General features: G+C 71.5%; 18 protein-coding genes. 7 read left to right on the plus strand and 11 right to left on the minus strand.

Going from position 1 to position 16,485, the window contains the following annotated elements; all coding sequences use genetic code 11:
- Nucleotides 1-9: 9 nt before the first annotated feature.
- From HCC30_RS09040 to HCC30_RS09050, 4 genes are all read right to left on the minus strand, one after another.
- Complete coding sequence (locus tag HCC30_RS09040; RefSeq protein ID WP_169441894.1) at nt 10-528, minus strand: histidine phosphatase family protein; 519 nt, start codon at nt 526-528, stop codon at nt 10-12.
- Between the two features lie 117 nt (nt 529-645).
- Nucleotides 646-897, minus strand: coding sequence for a hypothetical protein (locus HCC30_RS09045; protein WP_169441895.1), 252 nt, complete (start codon nt 895-897; stop codon nt 646-648).
- A 139-nt stretch (nt 898-1,036) separates the two neighbouring features.
- Nucleotides 1,037-1,153 (minus strand): SGM_5486 family transporter-associated protein, encoded by a 117-nt coding sequence (locus HCC30_RS28980; RefSeq protein ID WP_277347966.1) that lies wholly within the window; start codon nt 1,151-1,153, stop codon nt 1,037-1,039.
- A 17-nt stretch (nt 1,154-1,170) separates the two neighbouring features.
- Entirely contained in the window at nt 1,171-2,541 is a 1,371-nt protein-coding gene (locus HCC30_RS09050; RefSeq protein ID WP_240979449.1) for an MFS transporter, read from the minus strand.
- Between the two features lie 105 nt (nt 2,542-2,646).
- Between HCC30_RS09050 and HCC30_RS09055 the strand changes: the two genes are divergently transcribed.
- A complete protein-coding gene (locus HCC30_RS09055; RefSeq protein WP_169441897.1) occupies nt 2,647-3,336 on the plus strand; it encodes a FadR/GntR family transcriptional regulator in 690 nt (229 codons plus the stop codon).
- 64 nt (nt 3,337-3,400) lie between these two features.
- On the opposite strand, the gene fabI is transcribed toward HCC30_RS09055, so the two are convergent.
- Complete coding sequence (gene fabI / locus HCC30_RS09060; RefSeq protein ID WP_169441898.1) at nt 3,401-4,162, minus strand: enoyl-ACP reductase FabI; 762 nt, start codon at nt 4,160-4,162, stop codon at nt 3,401-3,403.
- Nucleotides 4,163-4,164: 2 nt separating this feature from the next.
- Nucleotides 4,165-4,884 carry a 3-oxoacyl-[acyl-carrier-protein] reductase gene (fabG, locus tag HCC30_RS09065; protein WP_169441899.1) on the minus strand — a complete coding sequence of 240 codons (720 nt, stop codon included), beginning with the start codon at nt 4,882-4,884 and terminating at the stop codon, nt 4,165-4,167.
- Nucleotides 4,885-5,184: 300 nt separating this feature from the next.
- Between fabG and tyrS the strand changes: the two genes are divergently transcribed.
- On the plus strand, nt 5,185-6,606 hold the full coding sequence (gene tyrS, locus HCC30_RS09070; protein WP_169441900.1) for a tyrosine--tRNA ligase: 1,422 nt from the start codon (nt 5,185-5,187) through the stop codon (nt 6,604-6,606).
- A 60-nt stretch (nt 6,607-6,666) separates the two neighbouring features.
- Here tyrS and HCC30_RS09075 read toward each other — a convergent pair whose 3' ends face one another.
- Entirely contained in the window at nt 6,667-6,945 is a 279-nt protein-coding gene (locus HCC30_RS09075; RefSeq protein WP_169441901.1) for a GlsB/YeaQ/YmgE family stress response membrane protein, read from the minus strand.
- 279 nt (nt 6,946-7,224) lie between these two features.
- Here HCC30_RS09075 and HCC30_RS09080 point away from each other — a divergent pair, with 279 nt between their 5' ends.
- Together HCC30_RS09080 and HCC30_RS09085 are read left to right on the plus strand one after the other, a co-directional pair.
- Nucleotides 7,225-7,590, plus strand: coding sequence for a DUF3099 domain-containing protein (locus tag HCC30_RS09080; RefSeq protein WP_169441902.1), 366 nt, complete (start codon nt 7,225-7,227; stop codon nt 7,588-7,590).
- A 257-nt stretch (nt 7,591-7,847) separates the two neighbouring features.
- Complete coding sequence (locus HCC30_RS09085; RefSeq protein ID WP_346776557.1) at nt 7,848-8,099, plus strand: hypothetical protein; 252 nt, start codon at nt 7,848-7,850, stop codon at nt 8,097-8,099.
- A 52-nt stretch (nt 8,100-8,151) separates the two neighbouring features.
- Here the strand turns inward: HCC30_RS09085 and moaA are convergent, their stop codons facing one another.
- The 3 genes from moaA to HCC30_RS09100 form a co-directional block, all read right to left on the minus strand.
- Complete coding sequence (moaA, locus tag HCC30_RS09090; RefSeq protein ID WP_169441904.1) at nt 8,152-9,141, minus strand: GTP 3',8-cyclase MoaA; 990 nt, start codon at nt 9,139-9,141, stop codon at nt 8,152-8,154.
- A 201-nt stretch (nt 9,142-9,342) separates the two neighbouring features.
- Nucleotides 9,343-10,995 carry a cation acetate symporter gene (locus tag HCC30_RS09095; RefSeq protein WP_206323596.1) on the minus strand — a complete coding sequence of 551 codons (1,653 nt, stop codon included), beginning with the start codon at nt 10,993-10,995 and terminating at the stop codon, nt 9,343-9,345.
- Entirely contained in the window at nt 10,992-11,339 is a 348-nt protein-coding gene (locus HCC30_RS09100; RefSeq protein WP_346776558.1) for a DUF485 domain-containing protein, read from the minus strand. Before HCC30_RS09100 ends, HCC30_RS09095 begins: the two co-directional genes overlap by 4 nt.
- Before the next feature lie 372 nt (nt 11,340-11,711).
- On the opposite strand from HCC30_RS09100, the gene HCC30_RS09105 reads away from it, so the two are divergent.
- Nucleotides 11,712-13,217: a S8 family serine peptidase gene (locus HCC30_RS09105; protein WP_169442240.1), complete on the plus strand. Its 1,506-nt coding sequence runs from the start codon at nt 11,712-11,714 to the stop codon at nt 13,215-13,217.
- Nucleotides 13,218-13,296: 79 nt separating this feature from the next.
- On the opposite strand, the gene HCC30_RS09110 is transcribed toward HCC30_RS09105, so the two are convergent.
- On the minus strand, nt 13,297-14,205 hold the full coding sequence (locus tag HCC30_RS09110; RefSeq protein WP_169441906.1) for a sterol desaturase family protein: 909 nt from the start codon (nt 14,203-14,205) through the stop codon (nt 13,297-13,299).
- 189 nt (nt 14,206-14,394) lie between these two features.
- Here HCC30_RS09110 and HCC30_RS09115 point away from each other — a divergent pair, with 189 nt between their 5' ends.
- Together HCC30_RS09115 and HCC30_RS09120 are read left to right on the plus strand one after the other, a co-directional pair.
- Nucleotides 14,395-15,171 carry a serine hydrolase gene (locus tag HCC30_RS09115; protein WP_169441907.1) on the plus strand — a complete coding sequence of 259 codons (777 nt, stop codon included), beginning with the start codon at nt 14,395-14,397 and terminating at the stop codon, nt 15,169-15,171.
- A 230-nt stretch (nt 15,172-15,401) separates the two neighbouring features.
- Entirely contained in the window at nt 15,402-16,466 is a 1,065-nt protein-coding gene (locus HCC30_RS09120; protein WP_169441908.1) for a DEDDh family exonuclease, read from the plus strand.
- Nucleotides 16,467-16,485 lie beyond the last annotated feature (19 nt).

A 16,485-nucleotide genomic window follows, 5' to 3' on the forward strand; every position in this document is an offset into this window, starting at 1 on the left:
GCACCGGGGTCACTCGTGCGGGGACCAGTGGTGGGCCAGGCGTCCGGTGCCCGGCTCGACGGCCTTCCAGTCGCCCTCGAAGGTGATCACGGCGAGGGCCGAGGTGGGGAATCCGTGCCGGGACATGTGCTCCCCGGCCTCGTGGTCGCCGCTGCCGGCCAGGTGCTCGGCGACGCCCTGGATGCCGGGGTTGTGGCCGACGACCAGCAGGTCACGGACCTCGTCGGGGGTCTCGTTGATCACCGCGATGATCTCCCCGGGCGAGGCCTCGTACAGCCGGTCCTCGTACACCGTTCTCGGCCGCCTGGGCAGCCGGGGCGCGATGAGCTTCCAGGTCTCGCGGGTCCGCGCTGCGGTCGAGCAGAAGGTCAGTCCTGGGGTGATGCCGTGCGAGGCGAGCCACTCCCCCACGAGCGGGGCGTCTTTACGGCCTCGGTCGGCGAGGGGCCGTTCGTGGTCTGCCACATCGGGCCAGTCGGCCTTGGCGTGCCGGAGAAGGACGATACTGCGGGGCACATCGACGCTCATGCACCCCAGCTTCGCACGAAACAGCCGGTCCAGCGCCAGGTGTTGGGACAGCCCCCGTACCGGGTGAAGCCCCCGCGCACGATGACGTGCTCCCACGTACCACCCGTCCCCGGGGGCTCAGCCCGGGAGGACGCCGACGAGGTGGGCGATCAGCTGCTCCAGCGGCTCGGCGCCCGGGCCGCCGGAGCTCTGCCGCGTCCCGGCCGATCCCGGCCCGCTCACGTCACCGGCCGCCGCCGGTCCTCCCCCGCACACGAGCAGGCCGAAGAGCACCGTGAACGCGAGAGCCGGGAGCGCCAGCGCCCACCAGGGCAGCCTGGTCTGCTCCGGCGCACCACGCGACGGCGCACGGCGGAAGCCCGCGGTCATGCTGCTCCCCTCCGTCGCTGCTGCTCGTCCTGTCGCTGTCGTCTCCGACGCTACGGAACGCGGCGGCCGCCGCCCATCGGGGGAGCCACCCACCCGACCCTGAACCCGTCCCCCTAGGGGAACGGGTCCGGGCCCCTCGTCAGGGGGCGACGAGCGAGGCGATGACGCCGATGACGACGAGCACGGCGAGGATCACGCCGAAGGTCAGGAGCAGCTTCTTCTGCCCGTTCTGCGGGTTGGGTTCAAGCACTGGCATACGGGCCAGTGTCGCACTCAGCTTCCGTCCTCGATCACGCGGTCCCGGCCCGCGAGGAGGCCCACCGCGATCTGCGCGACCATCAGCCCGGCCATCAGCAGCAGCGGCAGGTGCCAGCCGCCGCTGGAGCCGTGCAGGGCGCCGACCAGCAGCGGTCCCGGCACCGAGATCAGGTAGCCGGTGCTCTGCGCGAAGGCGGAGAGCTTGGCGACGCCGGCGGAGGAGCGCGAGCGCAGCCCGATCATGGTGAGGGCCAGCGGGAAGGCGCAGTTGGAGACGCCGAGCACGAGGGACCACAGCCAGGCGCCCGAGGCGGGCGCGAACCACAGGCCCGCGTACCCGATGAGTCCGCACGCGCCGAGGGCCGCGACGAGCGGGCCCTGGTGCCGCATCCGGGTCGCCATCTTCGGCAGCACGAAGGAGAGCGGGACGCCCATGCCCATGGTGACCGCGAGCATGACCCCGGCGGCCGAGGCGGAGACCCCGGCGTCCCGGAAGATCTGCGGCAGCCAGCCCATGGTGATGTACGCGGCGGAGGCCTGAAGGCCGAAGAAGACGCCGAGCGCCCAGGCGGTGGACGACCTGGTGATCCGCAGCGGCTTCGCGTTCTGCCCGGGCGCGGCCGGCTGCCTGGCCTCGGTGGCCCGCTCGCCGGTCCCGGACTCCTCGGTGACGGCCTCCTCGGCCGCCTGCGGCTCGGGGCGGCGGCTGGTGCGGTCCTTCTGCACCAGCGCCCACGGCACGACGGCGACGGCGGCGAGCAGGGCCCAGGCGCCGATGCCGACGCGCCAACTGCCGCCCAGCGCCTCGGTCATGGGGACGGTGATCGCGGCGGCCGAGGAGGTGCCCAGCGCCAGGGCCATGGAGTACAGGCCCGTCATGGTGCCCACCCGGTCCGGGAACCAGTGCTTGACCACCACCGGCATCAGCACGTTGCTCACCGCGATGCCGGCGAGCGCGAGCGCCGTGGCCGCGAGGAACGCGGCCGTCCCGCCGGTGAAGGGGCGGAGCGCCAGCCCGGCGGCGATCGCGAGCATGCCCGTCAGCACGACGGCCGCCGGGCCGAAGCGGCGGGCGAGCCGGGGTGCCAGGCCGCCGAAGACCGCGAAGCAGAGCGGCGGGACGGAGGTGAGGAGCCCGGCGACGGTGCCGCTCATGCCGAGGCCCGCGCGGACCTCCTCCAGCAGCGTGCCGAGCCCGGATATCGCGGGGCGCAGGTTGAGCGCGGCGAGGACGAGGCCCACGGCGACGAAGCGGAGCGTCCAGCGGGAGAAGGCGGGCGGTTTCGCCGCTGCGGCGTCCCCCTGCGTGCCGGTGCCGGTGCCTTCGGCGGAGCCGGGGGCTCGGGCCTCGGGGCGGGAACTCACGTCGTCGTCCGTCGTTACCATAGCGGCCATCATAGAATGATGGGATGAATGCTTCATCCCGCTGAGTCCACGCGATCCGCGGCTTCCGCCCCTCCGACATCCACGACCCGTGACCCCGGGAGAGACATGACGCTGTCGTCAGCGCACCGTTCCGCACTGTCCGACCAGGTGATCTCCGCGCTCCGCGCCCAGATCGCCTCCGGGGAATGGCCGGTCGGCTCCCGCATCCCGACCGAGGCGGAACTCGTCGAGCAGCTGGGCGTCGCCCGCAACACCGTCCGCGAGGCCGTGCGCGCGCTGGCCCACAACGGGCTGCTGGACATCCGCCAGGGCTCCGGCACCTACGTCGTCGCCACCAGTGAGCTGGCCGGCGTGATGCACCGCCGCTTCGCGGACGCCGACCCGGGGCACGTCGGCGAACTCCGCGCCGCGCTGGAGGCGTCCGCGGCCCGGCTGGCCGCGGTGCGCCGCACGGAGGCGGACCTGAAGCAGCTCGACGCGCTGCTGGACAAGCGGGAGGCGGCCTGGGAGTCGCGGGACGTCGGACGGTTCGTGGAGGCGGACGCGAACTTCCACCTCGCCGTCGTCGCCGCCTCGCACAACGAGGTGCTCACCGACGTGTACGCCGACCTCGGCACCGTGATGCGGGCCTTCCTCCGCGTCGACGTCGGCGAGGAACTGGTGCCCGAGGCGCACATGGACCACCACCGGCTGCTGGCCGCGATCCGCGCGGGCGACCCGGAGACGGCGGGCCACGAGGCCGCCTCGTACACCCGGGGCTGGGGCTGCGGCATGCGGATGGCCGCGCAGCGCTGACCTGGACGCGACGAAGCCCGCACGGTCCGGGACCGTGCGGGCTTCGTCGTCTGCGGGCCGGGGCTCAGGCGCCCATCATGTGCACGCCGCCGTCGACGTGCACGATCTCGCCCGTGGTGCGCGGGAAGAAGTCGGAGAGCAGGCCGACGACGCCGCGGCCGGCCGGGTCCGGGTCGGTGAGGTCCCAGCCGATGGGGGCGCGGTGGTTCCACACGTCCGCCAGCTCCTCGAAGCCGGGGATGGACTTGGCGGCCATCGACTTGATCGGGCCGGCCGAGACCAGGTTGCAGCGGACGTTCTTCTCGCCCAGGTCGCGCGCCAGGTAACGGTTGGTCGACTCCAGGGCCGCCTTGGCGACGCCCATCCAGTCGTACTTCGGCCAGGCCACCTGCGCGTCGAAGGTGAGGCCCACGACGGAGCCGCCGTTCGGCATCAGCGGCAGGCAGGCCGTCGTCAGCGACTTCAGCGAGTACGCGGAGACGTGCACGGCCGTGCCGACGTCCTCCCAGTCCGCCTCCAGGAAGTTGAAGGCGCCCTGCGGGCCGAAGGCGATGGAGTGCACGACGCCGTCCAGGCCGTCGACGTGCTCCCGCACCCGGCCGGCCAGCGAGTCCAGGTGCTCCTGGTTCTGCACGTCCAGCTCGATGACCGGCGCGGGCTTCGGCAGCCGCTTGGCGATCCGCTCGACGAGGGAGAGCCGCCCGAAGCCGGTCAGGACGACCTCGGCGCCCTCCTCCTGGGCGACCTTGGCGGCGTGGAAGGCGATCGATCCGTCGGTGATGACCCCGGTGACGAGGATCCGCTTGCCGGCGAGGATTCCGCTCATTTTCAGTGACCCATGCCCAATCCGCCGTCGACGGGAATGACGGCTCCAGTGATGTACGCGGCCTCGTCGGAGGCCAGGAAGCGTGCCGAGGAGGCGATCTCCTCCGGCTGCGCGTAACGGCCCAGCGGCACCTGCCCGACGATGCCCGCGCGCTGCTCGTCGCTGAGCACCTGGGTCATCTCGGTGTCGACGAATCCCGGGGCGATGACATTGCAGGTGATGTTGCGGGAGCCGAGCTCGCGGGCGAGCGAGCGCGCGAAGCCGACCAGGCCCGCCTTCGAGGCGGCGTAGTTCGCCTGCCCCGCGGAGCCGAGCAGCCCGACGACCGAGGAGATCAGCAGGATCCGGCCCTTGCGGGCGCGCAGCATGCCCTTGCTCGCGCGCTTCACGACGCGGAAGGTGCCGGTGAGGTTGGTGTCCACGACACCGGTGAAGTCCTCCTCCGACATGCGGAGCAGCAGCTGGTCGCGGGTGATGCCCGCGTTGGCGACCAGGACCTCGACGGCGCTGTGCTTCTCCTCGACCTCCTTGTAGGCCTGCTCCACCTGATCGGCGTCGGTGATGTCGCACTTGACGGCGAGGACGCCGAGCTCGGCGAGCTCCTGCGGGGCCTCGCCGGAACGCGAGGTGATGGCGACCTTGTCGCCTGCGTCGGCGAAGGCGCGGGCGACGGCGAGGCCGATGCCCCGGTTGCCCCCAGTGACGAGTACCGAGCGGCTCAAGGTGTGACCACCCTTTCTGCGATGTGATCGCGTTCTTCTGCGGTCTGCGCGGCTTCCGGGGCCACCGAGCGTGACGAGGCCGGAGCTTCCTCGGGAAAACTATCGGGTGCGCCCCCGCTGCGTGGAATCGGGCCATGACAGGGGGTACGCCGGGCCCCTGTGGGATCCCTACAGTTTCCGCGCGGGTTCCGGCGGTAACGCACGGTTCCCGCGCGGGAAGCGGGAGCGGGGGCCGACCGGCCGCGGGGTCCGGCGAATAGACTCTCCCCCGATCCATCCGCTTCGATCTCAGGACGCAACGTGACACGCCTCGGCGACTCAGTGCAGCGCGTCAGCGAACTGCTGGCCCAGGACCTCTCCTCCGACAAGACCGTGGAGCAGCTGCTCACCGAGACGGGGTCCCGCCGCTATCTCGACCTGAGCGATCTCCCCGCGTCCGAGCAGGCCGCGCTGATCGGCGCCCGCGCCGTCGACGTGCTGCCCTCCAAGGAGCAGCTCGCCGAGCGGATCGAGAAGCGCCGGGCCGAGGGCCGGGGGCTGCACATCAAGCTCGGCATCGACCCGACGGCCACGGACGTGCACCTGGGCCACGCGGTGCCGATGATCATCCTCAGCCGCTTCCAGCGGATGGGGCACGACGTCACCCTGCTCATCGGCGACTTCACGGCCAAGATCGGCGACCCGTCCGGCCGCACGGCCGAGCGTCCGCCGCTGACGGACGAGGACATCGCGCACAACCTCGCGGGCTACCGGGACCAGGTGCGCCCGTTCTTCGACTTCGAGCAGGTCTCCGTCCGGCAGAACAGCGAGTGGCTGGCGCCGTACACCTTCCCCGAACTGCTGTCGCTGATGACCCAGGTCCCGGCCTCCTCGCTGCTCCAGCGCGAGGACTTCCGCACCCGCCTGGCCTCCGGCGCCGGCCTGACGATGTCCGAGCTGCTGTACCCCGTCGCGCAGGGCCTGGACTCGGTGGCGCTGGAGTGCGACGTGGAGCTCGGCGGCGTCGACCAGCTGCTGAACCTCCAGATGGGGCGCCGTCTGATGGAGATCCGCGCGCAGCAGCCGCAGCTGGTGGCGACGGTGCCGCTGATCGAGGGCACGGACGGCTCGGGCGCCAAGATGTCCAAGTCCAAGGGCAATTACATCGGCCTGAGCAGCCCCGCCGAGGACGTCTTCGGCAAGATCATGTCCATCCCGGACCGCCTGATGGTCCCGTACCTGCGGGCCTGGACGGAGTGGACGGACGCGGAGATCGCGCTGGCCACCGAGCGCATCGAGGCGAAGACCCTGCACCCGATGGACCTGAAGAAGGTCCTCGCGGGCGAGGTCGTCACCGCGCTGTACGGCACCGCGGCGGCGATGACGGCCCGCGCCGGGTTCGTCGCGCAGTTCTCCAAGAAGTCCTTCCACGACGTGGGGACGCTGCCCACCGTCGACGCCGCCGAGCACGGCGACGAGGGCATCGCGGCGGTGCTGACGAAGGTCCTGGAGTTCACCCCCAGCGCGTCCGCCGCGCGCCGCCTGGCCAAGCAGAACGGGCTGCGGCTCGTCGTCGAGCCGGAGGGTGACGGCGAGCAGCTCACGCTCGTCGTCGCGGAGGCCGACGCGCTGCGCCCGCTGCGCGAGGTCGTCGCGGAGCAGCTCGCCGCCGCGGGCGCGAGCGGCACCGTCTACCTCAAGGCCGGCCGCAAGCTGGCCGAGGTGCACGGCCTGGACGGCTGACACCCGCATCACGAAGGGGAGGCCGCACCCGGCCTCCCCTTCGTCGGTCCGGGACCGGGCTCAGGCGCGGGGTCTGTTCCGGCCCCTGATCGTCGCCCACAGCGGGGAGCCGAGGGCCACCACGACCACGACGCCGACGAGTTGGAGCACGTGCCGGATCCAGTCGATGCCCCTGGTGTCCGCGACGCCGATCCAGCCGGCGACGGCGTTGCCGAGGATGCTGCCGATGATGCCGAACACCACCGTCAGCCACAGGGGGATGCCCTGCTTCCCGGGGAGGAGCGCCCGGGCGATGACGCCCAGCACCAGCCCCACGATGATCGCCCACAACCAGCTCATGTCGCCTCCGAAGTCCGGGCCTGCCGTCCGGTGCCACATCACGCCGCCGCGTGCCCGGCGCCCGGGGGCGACCGGCACGCGCACGTGCGGTCACCAGCCTCGTACCGGCCCGGCTACGCCGCACGACGTAGCGGCCCGTGCGGGCGACGGCGCAGGCCGCGGAGTCCGCGCGCAGACGGCCCCGCTCTCCCCCGCTGCGCAGGCGAGGCGTACCGTGGAGGGCGTCCGGAACCTCGGGTGCCGGGTGGGTTTCCGGCGCGGTCAAGGTGGTGGAGTGTGATGCGGAAGCAGAGCAGTCCTGAGGTGTTCCGGATCACCGGAGCCCGGCAGGGGCTGGAGGACGACGTCCGCGGGCGACAGCGCCGCTACGCCATCTCCATGGCCGTGCGCACCGTCTCGATCATCCTCACGATGCTGCTGTGGAACGTTCAGCTGTGGCTGGCGGTGGGCACGCTGGTGCTCGGCGCCGTCCTCCCGTACATCGCCGTGGTGATCGCCAACGCGGGCCGGGAGAACGTCCCTTCGCTGCCGAGCACCTTCGTGCCGGGGCCCTCGCGGGCGGCGCTGGAGGCGCCGAAGCCGGATGCGGAAGCTCCGGATGACCGCGCCTCCGGGCCCGACGAATCGTCAGAAGGCCGCGCCTGAAGGGGTTTTGACCTCGGTCTCCGCCGAAGGCTCAAGAAAACCTCAGATCAATCATGCGGTTCCGGTGCACCCCGGCGGGTCCCCCGTGCCATACTTCTCAGACGCTCCGCATCCCCCGTCGGAGCGAAGACCGACGCCGGGCGGCTCCCCCCGTGGCTGCCCGGCGTCGCTTCATTTCCGGGGCCGTTTCCCCTCCTTGCGCCGCTCGCGCGGAGCGCGGTCGCCCGCGCGTCGCTCAAGGGTGTTGGATGGAGGGCGTGTTCCCTCCGCTTGAAGATCCCGAGTCCCCCATCTGTTCCGCCAAGGGCTGCCGCCTGCCCGCCGTCTGGGTGCTGGCGTGGAACAACCCGAAGCTGCACACCCCGGACCGCAGGAAGACCTGGCTGGCGTGCGACGAGCACCGCGAGCACCTGTCCTCGTTCCTGGACATGCGCGGCTTTCTGAAGGACGTCGTACGCCTGGAGGACTGGGAGTCGGAGCCCAACGGCCCGCAGGCGCCCGGGAACTGAGCCTTCCGGCTCCGCTTCCGCGACGCCCGGGAGCCCGGGGGCCGGTCCCGCGTCAGCCGCCGATGGCCGACATCGGGCGCGTGGGCTGCACGAAGGACGGGTCGTCGATCCCGGCGCCGGCCTTCTTGCCCCACATCGCCGTCTTCCACAGCCGCGCGATCTCCTCGTCCTCCGCGCCCTCGCGCAGCGCACCGCGCAGATCGGACTCGTCGGTGGCGAAGAGGCAGGTGCGGACCTGTCCGTCGGCCGTCAGCCGGGTGCGGTCGCAGGCCCGGCAGAACGGGCGGGTGACGGAGGCGATGACGCCGACGCGGTGCGGGCCGCCGTCGACGAGCCAGCGCTCGGCCGGCGCCGAGCCGCGCTCGCCCTCCCCCTCGGGCGTGAGCTCGAAGCGGGTACGCAGGGACGTCAGGATGTCCCCCGCGGTGATCATCCCGTCGCGCTGCCAGCCGTGCTGGGCGTCGAGCGGCATCTGTTCGATGAAGCGGAGCTCGTAGTCGTGCTCGACGGCCCAGGCAAGGAGGTCGGGCGCCTCGTCCTCGTTGAACCCGGGCATCAGCACGGCGTTGACCTTGACGGGCGTGAGGCCCTCGCTGCGGGCCGCCTCCAGGCCGCGCAGCACGTCCCCGTGCCGCTTGCGGCGGGTCAGCCGCTGGAAGACCTCGGGGTCGAGGGTGTCGAGGGAGACGTTGACGCGGTCGAGCCCGGCCTCGCGCAGGGCGCCCGCCGTGCGCTCCAGTCCGATGCCGTTGGTGGTCAGCGACATCCGGGGGCGGGGTTCGAGGGCCGCGCAGCGCTCGACGATGCCGACGAGCCCGGGGCGCAGCAGCGGCTCACCGCCGGTGAAGCGGACCTCCTCGACGCCCAGCCGGGTGACGGCGATGTGCACGAGGCGCACGATCTCGTCGTCGGTGAGCAGTTGGGGCTTCGCCAGCCACTGCAGTCCCTCTTCCGGCATGCAGTACGTGCAGCGCAGATTGCAGCGGTCGGTCAGCGACACCCGCAAGTCGGTGGCGACTCTGCCGTATGTGTCGAGCAGCATGCTGGCGGCCCTCCCACGGTTTCCTGGTCCGGCTGGCAGCGTACGTGACGCCCGTAACATTCAACAGATCGTTGATGTTACGGAACGCTCACCGTGGGTCACACGCAGGTCGTGAGTACGCCGCCGACCTGCGCGGCGGCCGTCGTCGCGTCACGCAGAGCGACGCGACGACGGCCGCGGACGACCACCCTCGTACCGGGGTCAGTGCGCGCCCGTGCCGGTGAGGGAACGGACCTCCAGTTCGGCGTACTTCTCGCCGTTCGCACTCTCGTCCTTGCTGAGGAGCGAGCCGATCCAGCCGCACAGGAAGCCCAGCGGGATGGAGATCAGGCCCGGGTTCTCCAGCGGGAACCAGGCGATGTCGGCGCCGGGGAACATCGACGTCGGCTTGGACGTCACGACCGGCGAGAAGAGCACCAGGACGACGGAGGAGACGAGTCCGCCGTAGATCGACCACAGCGCGCCCTGGGTGGTGAACCGCTTCCAGAAGAGGCTGTAGAGGATCGTCGGCAGGTTCGCCGAGGCGGCGACGGCGAAGGCCAGCGCGACCAGCCCCGCGACGTTCAGCTTGCCCGCGAAGATGCCCAGCACGATCGCCACGGCGCCGATGATGACGGCGGACACCCGGGCCGCCTTGACCTCCTCCTTGTCGGTGGCCTTCCCCCTGCGGATCACGTTCGCGTACAGGTCGTGCGCGAAGGACGAGGAGGAGGCGAGCGTCAGTCCCGCGACGACGGCGAGGATCGTCGCGAAGGCGACGGCCGAGATCATCGCGAGCAGGATCGCGCCTCCGGTCGAGTCCGCGCCGCCGCCGATCTCCTGCGCGAGCAGGGGCGCGGCCGTGTTGCCCGCGGCGTCCGACTCGGTGATCGTCTTCGGCGAGAGCAGCGCGGCGGCGCCGAAGCCGAGCGCGATCGTCATCAGGTAGAAGACGCCGATGATGCCGATGGCCCAATTGACCGACTTCCGGGCCGCCTTGGCGGTCGGGACGGTGTAGAAGCGGATGAGGATGTGCGGCAGCCCGGCCGTGCCGAGGACGAGGGCGATGCCGAGCGAGATGAAGTCGATCTTCGACGTGGCCGTCGCGCCGTACTTCAGGCCCGGCTCCAGGAAGGCCGCGCCCTTGCCGCTGTTCTCGGCGGCGGCGCCCAGCAGGCTGGAGATGTTGTAGTTGAACTTGTGCAGCACCAGGACGGTGATCACGAGGGTGCCGCCGATCAGCAGGCAGGCCTTGATCATCTGCACCCAGGTGGTGCCCTTCATTCCGCCGATCGTCACGTAAAGGATCATGACGACGCCGACGAGCACGACGATCAGATTCTTGCCCGCCTCACCCGTGATCCCGAGCAGCAGCGCGACCAGCGCACCCGCGCCCACCATCTGCGCGAGCAGGTAGAAGATCGAGACGATGATCGTCGAGATTCCCGCCGCGGTACGCACCGGACGTTGCCGCATCCGGTAGGCGAGCACGTCGCCCATGGTGTACCGGCCGGAATTCCGCAGCGGCTCCGCGACCAGCAGCAATGCCACCAGCCAGGCGACGAGGAATCCGATGGAGTACAGGAATCCGTCGTACCCCGCGAGGGCGATGGCACCGGCGATACCCAGGAACGACGCGGCCGACATGTAGTCACCGGAAATCGCCAGCCCGTTCTGGAATCCGGTGAATCCGCGGCCGCCCGCGTAGAAGTCGGTCGCGTCCTTCGTCCGGCGTCCTCCCCACACCGTGATGGCCAGCGTGGAGACGACAAAGAGCAGGAACAGTGTGATGATCAAGGTCCGGTGCTCGCTCGCCCCCTCGGCGGCGGCGAGCTGGCGCACCGGAGCGTCGGCGAGGTGCTGAGTGAGGCTCATGCGTCGTTCTCCAGGCGGGACTTGATGGCCTCGGCCTTCGGGTCGAGCTTGGCCGCGGCGTGACGGGAGTACCACCAGGCGATGAGGAAGGTGGTCGCGAATTGGGCGAGGCCGAAGACGAAGGCGACGTTGACGTTGCCCATGACCTTGGTGCTCATGAAGCCGCCTGCGTAATTCGACAGCAGGACGTAGAGCAGATACCAGACGATGAAGGCCACCGTGAGCGGGAACGCGAACGAGCGGTAGGTGGTACGCAGTTCGGAGAACTCCTCGCTCTGCTGCACCTCCGTGTAGTCGATGCCGCCCGGCGGGCCGGACCTGCTCTGATCTGGTGCGGTGTCCACAATGTCTCCAGTCGGAACGGGTGTTGACGGAATGTCGGCGGAAAAGAGCGGTGCGGCCGGATACCTACTGCGGTGCGGTGCGCGCATGGTAGATCGTCACCACCCGCGACAACAGGGGCCGGAGAGGAAACACTGACGCCCGTCTCACCCCGTTCGGCGCCCCCGCTGCCCCCGCCGTCCCCCATCTTTCAGAATCCGTTGCTGTGCTGGGACGCTCGGCGCTAAGTTCCCACGTCTGTGGTCAACTTCTAGGGACATGGAGACCCTGTGGACTCAAGACCTTCAAGACCCCCGCAGCGCCGCACGCCCTTCACCGGCCGGACGGCACCGTTCACCCGTACGGGAGGAACCCGGGGGCGCCGCGCCCTCGCCCTGCCCCTCGGCCTGCTGCTGACCGCGGCACTCGGCCTGGGCGGCACCGCCGTCGCCACCGCGCAGGACACCTCCGCACAGGGCACCGACGGTGCGCGCACGGCCGCCGCACAGGGCGGCGAGAAGCTGAGTTACGTCGTCAACACCGAGGCCGACGCGGACGCCGTCGACCGCGTCGAGCGTGCGGTGAAGGAGGCCGGCGGCTCGGTCGTCACCGCGTACGACCAGATCGGCGTCGTCGTCGCGCACTCCTCCTCCCCGCGCTTCGCGAAGGACATGCGCGCCGTGCCGGGCGTCGACTCGGCGGGCGCGACCCGGACGGCGCCGATCAAGGCGGCCGGCACCACGGACGTCGGCAAGCCGCAGTTCGTCCAGGAACCGGGCGCGACGACGCGCGCCAAGGCGGACGGCGAGGAGCCGCTGGAGCCCCTGCAGTGGGACAAGCGGGTCATGAAGGCCGACCGCGCCCACGAGATCAGCGAGGGCAGCGAGCGGGTCACCGTCGGCGTCATCGACACCGGCGTGGACGACACGCACCCGGACCTGAAGGACAACTTCGCGGCCGACCGGTCCGCCAACTGCGTGGGCGGCAAGGCCGATACGAGCCCCGGCTCCTGGCGCCCGTACAACGCCAAGGAGGACTACCACGGCACGCACGTGGCCGGGATCGTCGCCGCGGCACGGAACGGCACCGGCATAGCCGGCGCGGCGCCGGGCGTCTCGCTGTCGGCCATCAAGGTGAGCGAGCCCGAGACGTCGCTCTTCTACACCGAGGCGGTCGTCTGCGCGATGGTCTTCGCCGCCGACCACGGCATCGACATCACCAACAACAGCTACTACGTGGACCCCTGGCTCTACGCCTGCCGTGACGACGAGGACCAGAAGGCCCTCGTGGACGCGGTGAGCAGGTCGCTGGAGTACGCGACGGGCAAGGGCGTCGCGCACGTCACCTCGGCGGGCAACTCCTCGCACGACATGGCGGCGGAGAAGCTCACCGACGACACCAGTCCGAACGACTCGAAGCCGGTCAAGCGCACGATCGACATGGAGAAGTGCGCGGACATGCCGACCCAGCTCGACGGCGTCACCTCCGTCGCCGCCTCCGGGCCGGAGAACGGCAAGTCCTACTACTCCAACTACGGCCTCGGGCAGATCGACGTCACCGGCCCCGGCGGCGACTCCCGCTACCAGCAGCCGGAAGCGCCCGCCAAGAACGGCGGCGTGCTCTCCACGATGCCCGGCGGCGACTACGCCTACCTCCAGGGCACCTCGATGGCCGGACCGCAGGTCGCGGGCGTGGCCGCGCTCATCAAGAGCGAGCACCCGGAGATCTCGCCGCAGGAGCTGGCCTGGCGGCTGAAGGCCCAGGCAGCGCCGGAGAAGTGCCCGAAGGAGTACGACCCGGACGGCAAGGGCACGTACGCGGCCGAGTGCACCGGCACCGACGGTGACAACAGCTTCTACGGCCACGGCATCGTCGACGCGCTGGCCGCCGTCACGAAGTGACCGGTATGAGCCGGTGACGCCATGAAGGGGGGCCGGGCCGCGGTCAGCGGTCCGGCCCCCTGCGCGTCCGGCCCTCGCGCTACGACTCGGCGAGCGTCTTCTCCGGCGCCGGGCCGGCGGGCGCCTTCGCGGGCTCCGTTGCCGTGCCGGCCGCGTCCTGCGGTTGCCAGCCCGGGCCGCGGAAGACGCGGCCGGCGCGTTCGCTCCAGCTGCGGGCCGCCTTGAGGTCGCGGCCGATGGCGGCGTACTCGTGGGTGGCGACGCGCAGCGGGTTGAAGGTGCCGATGTTCTTGGTCAGCCCGAAGACGCAGGGCTCGGTCTCGGGCACGAAGGAGCCGAAGAGCCGGTCCCAGACGATCAGGATTCCGCCGAAGTTCCGGTCCAGATAGCTGCCTTGGGACGCGTGGTGCACCCGGTGGTGCGAGGGCGTGTTCAGCACGAACTCCACCGGCCGCGGCAGCTTCCCGACCCGCTCGGTGTGCACCCAGAACTGGTACACGAGGTTGGCGGACGAGCAGAACGCGAGCGCCGCCGGGTGCACGCCGAGCGCGATCATCGGCACGTAGAACGGCCAGACCGTGAGCGTCGTCCAGGGCTGGCGCAGCGCCGTGGTGAGGTTGAAGTTCCGGCTGGAGTGGTGCACCACGTGGCAGGCCCACAGGATGCGGATCACGTGGTGGCCGCGGTGGGACCAGTAGTAGAAGAAGTCCTGGGCCAGCAGCATCAGCGGCAGGGTCCACCACAGCACGGGCACGCGCAGCGGGGTGAGTTCGTAGATCGCGGCGTACACGGCGACGATCGGGATCTTCCACAGGGCATCGAAGACGAGGCTGCCGAGCCCCATGGTGATGCTCGTGGCGGCGTCCTTCGCGTCGTAGCCGGCCGCGTCCTCGTCCGGGTGGATGCGGTAACTGACCATTTCCAGCACGGTCAGGAGAACGAAGGCGGGTATCGACCACAGCACGACGTCGGGCAGGGAAGACGGCATGTCCGCAAGCTAGCCGCTGCCGTGGCCTCCCGCCAGAGGTTCTTACCCGCGAGTAAGGACGATCACGCCGCCGTGCACCGTTTCTCCCCCCCTTGCCGCGAACCCGCGCCGCCCCCGGGCCCGTTGAGCCGCCCTCTGGCCTGATTCCGCCCGGTGCGCCCCGCGCCGGGCGCGGCTAGCTTGCCCCGCATGCTCTCGGTGTACGCGGGACCTCTGAACGGCGACGGCGACACGTCCGCCCACCGGGTGTGGCAACGCCACCCCGACCACCCCTACTACGCGGCGAGCACGATGAAGGTCACCGTGCTCGCGGCGCTGCACCGCAGCCCGTACGTCCCGGACCGACAGGTGGAACTGCGCAACGAGTTCACCTCGGCCGTCCCGTCCCCGCCCTACGCGATCCCCGCGGACCTGGCGGCCGAGGACCCCGGGACGTGGCGGATGCTGGGGCGGCCGGTGACCCTGCGGTGGCTCGCGCGGCGCATGATCGGCCACTCCTCGGACCTGGCGACCAACGCGCTGCTGGAACTCCTGGGCTGCGCGGCGGCGCAGGAGATCTGGCGGCTGGCCGGGGCGCGGCACAGCACCGTCCGGCGCGGGATCGAGGACGCGGCGGCCCGCGAGGCCGGCGTCACCAACCTGGTGACCGCCGCCGACCTGGCCCGCCTGCTGCGGTGGCTGCCCGCCGAACTCCTCGGCCCGCTCGCCGCCAACGTCCACCGCGTCGACCTCGCGGCGGGCCTGCCGCCGGGCACCCGGATCGCGTTCAAGAACGGGTGGGTGACGGGCATCCGGCACAGCGCCGGCATCGTCTTCCCGCACGACGCGCCCCCGTACGTCCTCAGCGTCTGCTACGCGGGCCCGCTCGCCAACGGCCGGGCCACGGGCGACCCGGCGGCCCGCCTCCTGGCCAGGATCTCGGCCCGGGCCTGGGCCCACCGGCACGCCCTCGCGGCACCGCGCTGACGGGCGCCCGGCCGGTTCCGCCAACTCCCGTGGCCCGCGCGGGCGTCGGGAACGGGGAGCGTACGGCCGCAACCGGCGGAGCATTCCGGCAAGTCGGGCATTCCGCTGCGCGCCGGGCGGGTCTCCGCCGCGAACGCCTGCCGTACGGGCGGGTCTTCGCGTCCCGTGCGCGGGAGTGTGCGCGGGCGCGCTTCGTCCGCTGTCAGTGCCGCCCCGTATTCTCTGGGACCATGCTCGAAGACCAGACGGCACTCCCGGACGAGACGGCGCGGGAGGTCCAGCTCCCCGCGCAGCCGACCGCCGCCGAGGCCCCCGAGGCGCACGACGGCATCACCTGGCCGGCCGGCTATCCGGCCGGTTACGCGGTGGTCGACGTCGAGACGACCGGCCTCGGCCGCGACGACCGCATCATCTCCGCCGCGGTCTACCGTCTGGACGCCAGGGGCGAGGTCGAGGACCACTGGTACACGCTGGTCAACCCGCAGCGCGACCCGGGCCCGGTGCACATCCACGGCCTGACGCCGGACGTGCTCGCCGACGCGCCGCTCTTCCCCGAGGTCGCCGACGAACTCGCCGCCCGCCTGGAGGGACGCGTCCTGGTCGCGCACAACGCCCTGTTCGACTGGTCGATGATCGCCCGCGAGTTCGCGCGCGCCCGGCGCACGGCGCCGGTCCGGCAGCGGCTGTGCACCATAGCGCTGTCCAAGGCACTGTCCCTGCCACTGGCCAACCACAAGCTGGAGACCCTCGTCGCGTACTACGGCGTCGTCCAGGAACACGCGCACCACGCGCTGGACGACGCGCGGGTGCTGGCCGAGGCGTTCCGCCCCAGCCTCCGGCTCGCCGCCGGCTCCGGCGTCCGGCTCCCGCTGCTCGCCTGCACCCCTCCCGCCACCGGCGACTCCGCCCCGTCCGGGTACGGCTCGGGCGGCCGCTCGTACACCTCCGGCGGGTCCCGGCCGTACGCGAACAGCTGGCGCCCCTCGCGGAAGCGCCCCGCCTGCCCGTATCCGAACCCGGGGCGGTACGTCCCGGGTGAGCGGCTGGTGCAGGGCATGCGGGTGGCGATCTCCGGGGACACCTCCGTCGACCGCGAGCTGCTGGAGGACCGCGCGATCGAGGCCGGGCTGCACATCGCGACGAGCGTCTCGCGGCTGACGAGCGTGCTGGTGACGAACGATCCGGAGGCCGTCACCTCCAAGGTCGCCAAGGCCGCCTCCTTCGGCACCCCGGTGATCGACGAGGCCGCGTTCAGCCAGCTGCTCCAGGATGTGGCCCCCGCGCCGGGGCGCTGAGTCCCCGCCGGGTACCGTC

The sequence above is a fragment of the Streptomyces sp. HNM0574 genome (assembly GCF_012726235.1).
In the GTDB taxonomy this organism is placed as follows: domain Bacteria; phylum Actinomycetota; class Actinomycetes; order Streptomycetales; family Streptomycetaceae; genus Streptomyces.